The 11,811-nt window shown below is 71.2% G+C and carries 9 protein-coding genes and 1 pseudogene; all 10 read left to right on the top strand.

The genetic code is table 11. The features are described from left to right. Positions 1-65 precede the first annotated feature (65 nt). Entirely contained in the window at positions 66-926 is an 861-nt protein-coding gene (locus NBW84_RS10175; protein ID WP_250283934.1) for an MlaE family ABC transporter permease, read from the top strand. 13 nt (positions 927-939) lie between these two features. After that, complete coding sequence (locus tag NBW84_RS10170) at positions 940-1,812, top strand: ABC transporter permease (protein ID WP_250283933.1); 873 nt, start codon at positions 940-942, stop codon at positions 1,810-1,812. A 64-nt stretch (positions 1,813-1,876) separates the two neighbouring features. Beyond that, entirely contained in the window at positions 1,877-2,671 is a 795-nt protein-coding gene (locus NBW84_RS10165) for an ABC transporter ATP-binding protein (RefSeq protein ID WP_445548348.1), read from the top strand. Between the two features lie 6 nt (positions 2,672-2,677). Next, positions 2,678-3,904, top strand: a complete 1,227-nt coding sequence (locus tag NBW84_RS10160; protein WP_250283929.1) for an MlaD family protein — start codon at positions 2,678-2,680, stop codon at positions 3,902-3,904. After that, positions 3,901-5,373, top strand: coding sequence for an MlaD family protein (locus NBW84_RS10155; protein WP_250283927.1), 1,473 nt, complete (start codon positions 3,901-3,903; stop codon positions 5,371-5,373). Before NBW84_RS10160 ends, NBW84_RS10155 begins: the two co-directional genes overlap by 4 nt. Further along, positions 5,373-6,662 carry an MlaD family protein gene (locus tag NBW84_RS10150; RefSeq protein ID WP_250283926.1) on the top strand — a complete coding sequence of 430 codons (1,290 nt, stop codon included), beginning with the start codon at positions 5,373-5,375 and terminating at the stop codon, positions 6,660-6,662. Before NBW84_RS10155 ends, NBW84_RS10150 begins: the two co-directional genes overlap by 1 nt. Positions 6,663-6,698: 36 nt before the next feature. Then, a complete protein-coding gene (locus tag NBW84_RS10145; RefSeq protein WP_250283923.1) occupies positions 6,699-7,997 on the top strand; it encodes an MlaD family protein in 1,299 nt (432 codons plus the stop codon). After that, positions 7,994-9,253 carry an MlaD family protein gene (locus NBW84_RS10140; protein WP_250283921.1) on the top strand — a complete coding sequence of 420 codons (1,260 nt, stop codon included), beginning with the start codon at positions 7,994-7,996 and terminating at the stop codon, positions 9,251-9,253. The genes NBW84_RS10145 and NBW84_RS10140 overlap by 4 nt, the downstream gene beginning before the upstream one ends. Positions 9,254-9,262: 9 nt before the next feature. Continuing rightward, a complete protein-coding gene (locus NBW84_RS10135) occupies positions 9,263-10,558 on the top strand; it encodes an MlaD family protein (RefSeq protein WP_250283919.1) in 1,296 nt (431 codons plus the stop codon). Next, positions 10,555-11,811, top strand: a pseudogene (locus NBW84_RS10130) (RND transporter); the annotation flags it as partial. The gene NBW84_RS10135 and the pseudogene NBW84_RS10130, both read left to right, overlap by 4 nt.

The raw sequence follows: 11,811 nt of genomic DNA, 5'->3' as shown, positions 1-11,811 counted from the left end.
GGTGCCGTCAGCGTCAGCCGCGGGCGCGGTGGCCGCGTCGGCGCGCGGTCGGCGGGTGAGCGCGCATGAGCGTGCCGGCCGCGGCCGCCCCGTCGGTTCCCGGCACCCGCCGCCGGGTGCGCAGGAACAAGGCGCCGAAATGGGTTGGCGCCGTCCGCCGGCCGCTGCAGCAGGGCGGGGAGATGGTGCAGCTGGCCGGGCAGGTCTTCGGCAGCGCCATCCGTCACCCCGTCGGCTACTGGGGCGCCGTGCGCGACCAGATGTTCGACATCCTCAAGCTGTGCTGGATACCGATGATGGTGTCCTGCACGGCGTTCGGCTTCGGCGCGCCGGGCCTGCAGGGCGGCAACCTCTTCCTGCTCTTCGGCATCCCCGAACGTCTCGGCTCCTTCTTCATCATGGCCAGCGTCCGCGAGTTCGCCCCGTGGATCAACGCGATGGTGGTCGCCGGTGTCATGGGCACCGCGATGACCGCGGACCTCGGCGCCCGCCGGATCCGTGAGGAGATCGACGCGATGGAGGTGCTCGGCGTCGATCCCATCCGTACCCTGATCGTCCCACGGGTGCTGGCGATCACGCTCATGACCGGGCTGCTCGACCTGGTCGCGCTCGCGTTCGGCGTGCTCGGCGGCTACCTGGCCTCGGTGTGGGTGCTCGGTGCCAACAGCGGCGCGTTCTTCGAGAACTTCTTCGCCAACGCCACCGTCACCGACGTGTGGGCCAGCGTCGCGAAAACGACGATCTTCGGCCTGCTCATCGGGGTCGTGTGCTGCTACAAGGGCCTGCACACCCAGGGCGGGCCGATCGGCGTGGGACGCGCGGTCAACCAGGCCGTGGTCATCTCCTTCGCCGCCATCTGGATCTTCAACTACGTCTTCACGACCATCTTGCTCGGGCTCAACCCCGACATGCAGGTCTTCAAGTAAGGGCCGAACGATCATGACCACATCAGTGGACGAGTTCGACCGGCGCGGGCAGCCGCGTGTCGCGGCGCCGAAGCCGCAGGATACCGTGATCACGCTGGGCGGTATGCAGCGCGGGGTGAAACAGGCCGTCACCACCGGTGGCGAGATCGCCCAGTTCTCGGCCCGGACCATCCGCGACTTCGGCGACATCCGTCACTACACCTCGGAGGTCTTCCACCAGGCCGGCATCCTGATCCTGTCCAGCGGCCTGATCATCTGGTCGATGCAGTTCATCATGGGGATGCAGTGCGGGCTGGAGGCCAGCTACACCCTCAAGCAGATCGGCGCCCCGCTGTACTCGGGCATTTTCAACGCCTACTGCTCGCTGCGCGAGATGGCGCCGTACATGTACGGCTACATCTTCGCGGCGAAGGTCGGCTGCGGGCTGGTCGCCGAGATCGGCTCGATGCGGATCGCCGACGAGATCGACGCCATGGAGGTCATGGGCGTCCGGTCGCGCAGCTATCTGGTCGGTACCCGGATCATGGCCGCCTGGATAGCGATGCCGTTCCTGTTCACGGTCGGGCTCGGCCTCATGTACATATCGATGTACCTGGTGACCGTCGTGCAGCTGGGCGGGGTGTCCGCCGGCGGCTACAACTACATATTCTGGCTCTACCAGAATCCGCTCGACTTTCTCTTCTCAATGATCAAGATGTTGTCGATGGGCACGACGATCGTGTTCGTCAGTTGTTACTACGGCTACACCGCCAGCGGTGGATCCGTCGGGGTCGGCAAGAACACCGCGAAATCGATGATGCTGAACATGGTCCTCATCCATGTCATCGGGCTGCTCACCACGCAGCTTTTCTGGGGGCTCAGTCCCAACGCCCCGATCGCGAACTAGCGCCGACTGGTAGCCGTCAGGAGGACAAGTGCCTACGCAGAATTCTGCCGAGATCATCCCTGGGATGTCGCTGCCCGAGCCGGGGCTGCCGGACCCCGACCGTCGCGTGCACAGCATGGAAGTACGCAACGTGCACAAGGCGTTCGGTGACTTCCGCGTGCTCCAGGGGCTGAACCTGAACTTCGTGGACGACGCGATCACCACGATTCTCGGCCCGTCCGGTACCGGCAAGAGCGTTATGATCAAGCATCTTGTCGGGCTGCTCGCACCCGACGCCGGTGAGGTCCTCATCTTCGGCCAGGACATCTGGCGGATCTCCGAGCGCGAGCGCTACGAAATACGCAAGCGGTTCGGCGTGCTGTTCCAGGACGGCGCGCTGTTCGGGTCGATGAACATCTACGACAACACCGCCTTCCCGCTGCGCAAGCACACCGACATGTCCGAGCCCGAGATCTCCGACATCGTGCTGGAGAGGCTCGCCGAGGTGGGCCTGGAGCGGTCGCTGACCAAGTATCCGAGCGAGGTCTCCGGTGGTATGCGCAAGCGCGCCGGTTTCGCGCGGGCACTGGTGATGAACCCGGACATCGTGCTGTTCGACGAGCCGGACTCCGGTCTGGACCCGGTACGCACGAGCCTGCTCAACGACCTGATCCTGGAAATGCACAGCCGGCACAAGGGCACCTACATGCTGGTGACCCACGACATCCGCACGGCGCGCAAGGTCAGCGACTACGTGGGTGTGATCTGGAAGGGCAAGGTCATTCACTACGGCGAGACCGAAGAGGCCTTCAACTCCGACAACCCGTTTGTCCGGCAGTTCCTGTCCGGCGAATCGGCCGGGCCCCTGGGAATGGACTGACAGAGGATGAGAAGGATCGGGCTGGTCGCGCTGGCCGCCGTGGCCGTGGTGGTCGCGAGCGGCTGGACGCTGTTCGGCAACGACTACCGGGTCGGGGTGCTGCTGGGGTCGGCGACCAACATTGTCAAGGGCGGCTCGGTGATGGTGAACGGCTTCGAGGCCGGCTCCGTCTCCGATATCAAGGTCAAGGACGGCAAGGCGTACCTCGAGCTCACCCTCGACTCCGGCCATGCGCCGCTGCACTCCGGCGCGACCGTCTCCGTCGCATGGAAGGCGCTGCTGGGGGAGCGGCTGGTGGAGGTCCACGACGGGCCGTCGGGCAGCCCGCGGATCCCGTCCGGGGGGATGCTCGAGGGGACGATGGACCAGCCGATGGAGCTGGACCAGATCCTCAACGCGCTCGATCCTGAGACCCGCGCCCACCTGTCGTCGCTGGTACGCGAGCTCGACGGCACACTGCGCGGCAACGAGCAGGACGTCCAGGCCACCGTGCGGTCGGCCGGCCCCGCGCTGTCCGCCGTGGGCCAGGTGCTCAAGGGGATCGGCACCGACGGCCCGGCGATCAAGAACCTGGTCGTCACCCTGAACCAGCTGACCGGCACGCTCGCGGCCCGCGACGACAACCTGCGCGGCGTCATCAACGACCTGACGCACCTGACCTCGGTGGTGGCCGGGCAGCGCCAGCAGCTGTCGACGTCGTTGCAGAAACTGCCCGGCACGCTGGACCAGGCGAACAGCACGCTGGCCGTGGTACCCGGGGTCGCGGACAAGGCCGTGCCGCTGCTGAACGACCTGCGTCCCGCGACCGAGAAGCTGCCGCCGGTGTCGCGCAACCTCCGGCCGCTGCTCGCGGACCTGCGCCCGGTCATCGCCGACCTGCGCCCGACCCTGGTGGCTGCGGACGAGCTGCTGGACATCACACCCGGGCTGCTCGACCAGGCGCACGCCGCCGTGCCCGGGGTCACCGCCGCGACGGACTACCTGCAGCCGGCGTTCGCCTTCCTGCGCCCGTACACACCGGAGGCGGTGTCCTTCCTCAGCCAGTGGGGGTCGTCCTTCGCCAACTACGACGCCAACGGCCACTACGCGCGAGGCCACATCCAGGCCAGCGTCGCCAGCCTCGACAACAACCCGGGCGTGCTCGTGCCTGGTCTGCGCAACGACCCCTACCCGTTGCCCGGCGCCATCGGCAACCAGCCCTGGACCGACGCCTTCGGGAGCAGCGCTCGATGACGAACCCGAGAAGGACGAGCCCGAGAAGAAGGAACCTGGCGCCCAGCCGCAGCCGCAGCCGCGGGCCGCTGCCGCGGCTGGTCGGGGTCGCGCTGGTGACGCTGCTGGCCACCGCCGCCACGACCACCGGGCTGGTGGCGAACGGCAGCCCGTCCAGCTGGGTGGTGCACGCGAGGTTCAACGACGCCAGCCCGCTGCTGACGGGCAACGAGGTCAAGCTGAAAGGCGTCAAGGTCGGCCGGATCGCGGGCATGCGGGTGGACCCGGACGGCCACGCGGACGTGACGATGGAGCTCGACCCGGCCGCGATGCCGCTGCACACCGACGCCCGGCTGACCGTGCGTCCGCTCAGCCTGCTCGGCGAGCGCTTCCTGGAACTCGACCAGGGCAGTCCGGCCGCGCCCGCGCTGCCGCGCGGAGGTGTGATCCCGGCCACGCAGACCGGGCGGAACACCGACCTCGACGAGGTGCTCAACACCATCGACGAGCCGACCGGCGAGTCCCTGGCCGCGCTGGTGACCGTGCTCGGCGAGGGCCTGCAGGGCAACGGCGGCAACATCGACGACGCCGTCCGGGCGCTCGCGCCGGCGATGCGCGACACCGGCTCCCTGGCGAAGGTGCTCGACGAGCAGAACACCCTGCTGAACAACCTGGTGGACAACGTCGAGCCGGTCGCGGACGCGCTCGCGCGCGACGGCGGCAGGACCCTCGACGACCTGGTCGGCTCCACCCAGCGGCTGCTGGGCACCACGGCGGCCAGGCAGCAGGTGCTCGAGCGGACCCTCGCGGAGCTGCCGGACACCCTCGCCAGCGCGCGGGCCACGCTCGCCGAGCTGACCTCGACGGCGACAGCCGCCGTACCGACCCTGCAGGCGATCCGTCCCACCACCGACAACCTCACCCGGATAAGCGCCGAGCTCGACCGGTTCGCCGCCACGGCCGACCCCGCGCTGGCGAGCCTGGACCCGGTGCTGGCGAAGGCACAGTCGCTGCTCGACGAGGCCAGGCCGGTGGTCAGCACACTGCGCCCCAGCGGGCCGGACACGGTGGCGGCCGCGTCCTCGCTCAAGCCGCTCGTCGGCGAGCTCAGCGACAACATCGTCAACGTCTTCAACTTCATCAAGTACTGGGCGCTGGCCACCAACGGCTCGGACGGGCTGTCGCACTACTTCCGCGGGATGGTCGTGGTCACCCCGGACATCCTCACCGGCCTGGTTCCCGGGCTCGGTTCCAACCTCGGCGTCGGCGGCTCACCGCTGCCCCTGACCAAGAATCCCAGTGGCCAGCCGCTCGACCCGGCGGTGACCGGGCCCCAGCAGCCGGGCGGCGGCCCGGCGGGGGGGACGGGCGGTGTCACCGGCATCCTCAGCGGCCTGCTCGCCCCCGCTCCGACCGCGGACGGCGGTGTCACCGGCCTCAACCAGCAACAGGAGAGTGGCATGCTCGGCTTCCTGCTCGGAGGCAGCTGATGGCAGGCGGGACGGCGGGCTGGGCACGCCAGCGCCCGCTCCTGATCGGCGCCGGACTGGTGGTGGCGTTCGCGCTTTCCATCTACGTCGCGCTCACCGCCAGCAGCGGACTGCCCGGTACGAGGGGGCGCACCGTGAAGGCGGCCTTCGACGAGGTCGGCTCGCTGCGCACCGGCGACGACGTCCGCATCGCCGGCGTCCGGGCCGGACAGGTCAGGGACGTCCGCATCGTCGACGGCAGACCGCTGGTCACCCTCGGGTTCAACAAGGGGCGCAGGATCTACCGCGACGCGTCGGCGCTGACCGCCACGGTGGCCGCGCGCTCCGCCCTGGGGCAGAAGTACGTGGACTTCCGGCCGGGCACGCCGGGCACCGGGGAACTGGGCCGCAACGAGATCATCCCGGCCTCGAAGACCGGGGACGCCCAGGAGCTCTCCGACGTGCTGCGGGTGCTCGACCAGCCCACCCGCGACGCCCTGGGCTCGACGCTGCGCGAGGCCGGCGGGGGAGCGGGCGGCCACGCCCAGGACTTCAAGGACGTCGCCGGCGCGCTGCCGCAGGAGCTGCCCGACCTCGCCACGGTCTCCCGGGCGCTGTCGGTGGACAACGGCGCGGACCTCACCGAACTGCTGCGCGCCGCCGACAGCCTGTCCCGGTCCTTCGAGGGGCACCAGCAGCAGCTGGCCGAACTGGTCGACCGGGTCAACACGACCCTGCAGGCGCTCGACGTCGACAACCAGGCCCCGCTCGGCGCCACCCTGGACAAGGCCCCGCAGACGCTGGCCGACGCCCGAGGCGCGCTCGACCAGCTGCGCGCACCGCTGGCCCGGACCGGCCAGGCGGTGACCAGCCTGCGGCCGGGCGCCGTCGCGCTCGGCAACGCCACCGAGGACGTCCGGGGCGTGCTGCGCGAGGGCGTGCCCCCGCTGGAGAAGGTCCCCGGCGTGGCGGGCCAGGCCGACCCGGTGGTGCCCCAGCTGACGAAGGTCCTCAGCGACGCGAAACCGCTGGCGCCGAAGCTGGTCCAGGCACTGAGCGACGCCCGGCAGCCGCTGGCGGCCGCCGCGCCGTACGCGCCGGAGGTGTCGCTGTTCTTCAGCTACATGACGGACGCGCTCTCCGACGGGGACGCCGCGGGGCACTGGCTGCGGATCTACCCGGTCATCGGCACCGAGACGGTCAGCGGCATCCTGCCGCTGCGGGATCCGCTCACCAACCGCAACGCCTACCCGGCCCCCGGACAGGCCGCCCGTGACAAGAGCACGTCGCTGCTCGGGAACCGGAGGTGAGGGGCTGACATGGCCGCGATCACAAGACGCCCACGTGTGACGCCGCTGCGGCTCGGGGTGCTGTTCATCATCGTCTCGCTGCTGGCCGGCCTGGCGTTGTTCAACAAGAACCGCATCCTCGTCACCCTGCGGTCCGGGGACAGCCTCGACATCAGCTTCGCCGCCGACAACCGGCTGGCGCCCTACCGCAGCCAGGTCAAGGTGGCGTTCGTACCGGTCGGCGTGGTCACCGGCGTCCGGGAGACCGACAACGGCGACGCGCGGGTCACGGTGAAGGTGGACGGGGACATCCGCGCCAAGCTCGGCTCCGAGCCGAGCGCGGTGATCCGCCCGACCACCCTGCTCGGCGGCAACTACTTCATCGACCTGGTCCCCGGTGGCCGGCCCGGCACGTTCACCGGCTCCATCCCGGTAGAGCGCACCAAGCTGCCGGTGGAGCTGGACAAGGTCGCCGCCGCGCTGCAGCCGTCCGCGCTCGAGGGCCTGCGCAAGTCGACCAGCAGCCTCGACGAGACGCTGGGCAACGGCGGGCGCGAGGCGGTCGACCAGCTCGTGGCCCACGCGCCGGACACCCTGGACCCGGCCGCGGCGGTGGCCGGCGCGGCGCTGGGCAGCAACCCCGACACCGACCTGCCCCAGCTGGTGACCAGCCTGGAGGCCACCGCGCGCGAGCTCATCGACAAGCAGGGCCAGCTCGACGCCATCGTCACGGACCTGGGCACCACCACCTCGGTGCTCTCCCGGCGCACGAGCGACATCGCCACCGCGGTCTCCGGCCTGCCGTCCACCCTGGACGCCACCGACGCGGGCCTGGCCCGGCTGAAGACGACGCTGGAGAAGCTGCGCGACACCTCCGGGCCGGCGCAGCCGGTGGTGCGCAAGCTGGACACCGTGCTGGCGACCGCGGACCCCGTGCTGGCCGAGGCGCGGCCGGTGGTCAACCAGCTGCGCGGCGTCCTGGTCGACGCCCGCCCGCTCGTGCAGGACCTGGTGCCGGCCGGCCGGCAGGCCACCACCGCCCTCGACGACCTCAGCGGCCCCGTGCTCGACCGGATCGACGGACCGGTCAAGCAGTTCGTGCTCGCGCCGTACCACGGCACCGGGCCGTACGCGGCGGCCAGTTCGGACAAGCCCATCTACCAGGAGCTGGCATACATGGCCACCACGCTCGCCCGCACCTCGGTGCTCTCCGACCGCAACGGGGCCCTGATCGCCCTGCAGCCCGGTGTCGGGGCGGGCTCGGTCGGCGGTCTGCCGATCAGCCTCGAGCAGCTGCTCGTCGGGCTGTCCAACCAGACCGGGGCCGCGCTGCAGAAGGGAGCCCAGCCGCGATGAGCAGCGGTGTACAGCGCCTCCGGCGGATCTGGGGGCGGATCGGGAGCGAGCCCGGTCTCAAGCGCAACGTGCTGGCGCTGGTGGGGCTCATCACGCTGGCCGGGATCTCCGGCAGCATCATCCTGAGCAACCAGCGGCTCAGCGTGCCCTGGGACAACAAGTTCACCTTCTACGCGACCTTCGCCGGCACCCCCGGGGTCAGCCCCGGCCACGGCCAGGAGGTGCGCATCGCCGGGGTAGCGGCCGGCGAGATCGTGGGCGCGGACGTCGACAACGCCGGGCACGCCCGGCTCGAGCTCGCCATCGACCCGAAGTACCGGGTCTACGACAACGCCCACGTCGTCCTGCGGCCGAAGAGCCCGCTCAACGAGATGTACGTCGAGCTGAGCCCCGGCTCCGCGCAGCAGGGCAGGCGGCTGCCCGCGGGCGGCACGCTGCTGCTGGCGAGCTCGCAGCGGCCGGTCCAGATCGACGAGGTGCTCGGCCACCTCGACGACAACGCCCGCTCCGCGCTGACCGCCCTGCTGGAGGAGTCCGACGCGGCGCTGGCCTCCGCGCCGCAGGATCTCCCGGAGGGCCTGACCGCCACCGACACGGTGGTGACCCGCCTCCAGCCGGTGCTCGCCTCGCTGCAGACCCGCCGGGACACCATCCAGCGGCTGATCACCGCGCTCAGCCAGATCTCCACGGCCATCGGCGGTGACGACGGCCGGCTGCGCACGCTCGCCGACTCGCTGCAGACGACGCTGGGCGCGGTGGGGGAGCACAGCTCGGCGGCCGACTCCGCGCTCGCCCAGCTGCCCGACCTGACCAGCCAGCTCAGGCTGGCCACCGAGGCGGTGCAGGAGCTCAGCGGCCAGCTGGACCCGGCGCTGGACAGCCTCAAGGGCGCCTCGTCGTCCCTGCCCGGCTCGCTGACCAGGCTCGACGGCACGCTGCGGCAGCTGGACAAGACCCTCGACCAGCTCGGCCCGGTCGTGCGGAAGGCCGACCCGGTGGTCAAGGACCTGCGGCCCTACGTCGGGCAGCTGAACGCGGCGCTGCCGGATCTGACGGCAAGCACCGGGCGGCTGGACCCGGTCACCGCCACGCTCGTGTCGTACCTGCCCGACCTCGGCGGCTTCATCCTCAACACCCGGTCGATGACAAGCCTGGCGGACGCCAACGGCGGGATCCTGCGCGCCCTGCTCGAGGTCACCCCCAGCTCGCTGCCGGTCACCGGCCTGAAGTCCCTGTCCACTCCGACGGTGAGGTAGACGGTCGCGATGCGGATCCCCCACGCCGTGATGCCGGTCGTCCGGCTGGCGTTCCTGCTGGTGTTCATGACCTTCTGCGCGCTGACGTTCGGCTACCTCTGGGTGAACTCCGGCGGCAAGCTGCCGCTGATCTCCGATTCGGGGTATCAGGTCGGGCTGCACATGACCAGGGTGTCCAACCTCGTCAACGACTCCGACGTGATGGTGGCCGGGGTCAAGGCCGGCAAGGTGGACAGGCTCTCCGTCGACGGCAGCACCGCCGACGTCGTGGTACAGCTGAACTCCGCGTACCCCCTGCACCAGGGCGCCGTCGTGCAGGTGCGGGAGAAGACCCTCGTCAACGAGACCTTCCTGGAGATCGCGGACGGCGACGGGCCGGCGCTGCCCAGCGGCGCCCGGCTGCCCGACGGCGCGGGCCGGCCCGCCACCGAGCTCGACGACGTGCTGGCGAGCCTGGACGCGGACACCCGCGCCTCGCTCGCGAGCGGCGTGCGGTCGCTGGGTGCGGCCACCGAGGACAGCAGGCAGAACATCTCCCAGGCGCTGCAGGGCCTCGGCGACCTCGGCCGCGAGGGCAAGACCGCGCTCGACGCCCTGGCCGCGCAGTCGAAGGACCTGGAGCAGGTGACCAGCTCGACGGCCACCCTGCTCGCCGCGCTCAACACCCGCCAGGGGCAGATCGGCCAGCTCGTCGAGGACGCGGACCTGCTCGCCCAGGCCACCGCGGACAACCGCGTGCCGGTGGCGGAGATCGTGCGTAAGCTGCCCGGCGTGCTGGACACCACCAGGAACGCCACCACCGGGCTGCGCGACATCGCCACGGCGCTGTCCCCGGTCGCGAAGAACCTCCAGGACGCCGCACCGGACCTCTCGGCCGCGCTGACCGAGCTCCCGCAGACCTCGGCGGACCTGCGCGGGCTGCTGCCCGCCCTGGACGGTGTGCTGGTCGCCGCGCCGGACACCCTCACCCGGGTGCCCCCCGTCGCCGACGACCTCACGGCGCTCATCCCGAGCCTGCGGGTGGACCTGGCCGACGTCAACCCGATGCTGGCCTACCTGCGCCCCTACGGCCGCGACATCGTGGCGTTCTTCACCAACTTCGGCCAGTCGGCGGCCACCGGTGACGCCAACGGCCGGGCGCTGCGGATCTTCCTGGGCCTCAACGAGCAGTCGGTCAAGGGCCTGCCGCTGAACACCAACATCGGCCCGCTGAACAAGTCCAACCCGTTCCCGCCGGCGGGAGCGTCCACCAGCCCCGGTCCGCGCAACGACCCGTATCCGCGTGTGCAGCCGGACCCGCGATGATCAGGAGGCGATTACCCGCCCTCCTCGCTGTCCTGCTCGCTCTGCTGGCCGCCGGCTTCATCGCCGGCGGCCTGGCGAGAAGCCGGGTCGAGACCGGGATCGGCTCGTTCCTGCCGGCCCATGACCGCACCGTGGAGCAGCTCGACGAGCTGGCCTCCTCGTTCGGCGGCGACCCGGTCGTGATCCTGCTGGAGAGCACGCAGCCGCGGCTGCTGCTCGACAGCGACCATCTGCACCGCCTGCTGCGCCTGGAAGGGCAGCTGACCGGGCTCGGCGACGTCGCCGCGGTCTACGGGCCCGCCACGACGCTGAACCAGATCGCCGGGCAGACGCAGGACTTCCTCGCCGAGCTCGCCGGCCGCCGGGACGCGGTGCGGGCCACCGCCGAGGTCACGGCGCGCGATGCCGGCGCGACCGAGCAGAAGGCCCGCGAGGCCGGTGACCGCACGGCCGCGCAGTTCGACCAGCGTTACGGCCCGCTGGTCGTGCAGGGGCTGCCCGCCGGGCTGCCGACGCTGGGCAACACCCGGTTCGTCCAGTCGGTGGTCTTCGCCCAGGGCCAGGCGCCACGGCCCCAGTGGCGGTTCGTGGTGCCCTCGCAGAACGCGGTGGCGGTGCTCGTCCGCCCGCGCCAGGGCATCGACGCCGGCGCCGCGCAGCGCCTGGTCGGCCGGGTGCGCGACACCGTGCGCGGCGCGGGCTTCGACGGTGTGCGGGTGACGGTGTCCGGGGTGCCGGTGCTCGCGGCCGGTGTCAGCGACCAGGTCCGCTCCGAGGCCCCGCGCCTCGGCGGCATCGCCGTCGTCCTGATCGGTGCCTGCTTCCTGTTCGTGCCGTGGACCCGCCGGCGCCGGCGCCTGCTCCCACTGGCCTCGACGCTGGTCGCGATCGGCCTGACGCTGGCGATCCTGGGCTGGGCGGGCAGGCCGCTGTCCCTGGGCGTGGTGGCCTTCCTGCCGGTGCTGCTCGGGATCGGCAGCTACTACCCGACCTACTTCACCCGCAACGCCCGGCGCCGGGTCGTGCTGACCGTCGCCGCCGCCACCGCGGCGAGTTTCGCGACGTTGCTCCTCTCACCGCTGCCGTTCGTGCGCGATCTCGGCCTGACGCTGTCGATCGGTGTGCTCGTCTCTGCCGGTCTCGGCGCGCTCCTGCCGGCCGTGCCCGCCGGGCCGGCGGGTTCCGGGCCCACGCCGGGCGGGCCCACGCCCGCCGAGCCCGTGTCCGCCGGGCCCGTTCCGGCGGGCCGGCCC

This window comes from Protofrankia sp. CiP1_Cm_nod2 (genome assembly GCF_920664355.1).
Taxonomy (GTDB): Bacteria; Actinomycetota; Actinomycetes; order Frankiales; family Frankiaceae; genus Protofrankia.
This window is presented reverse-complemented; position numbering and strand designations above follow the sequence as displayed.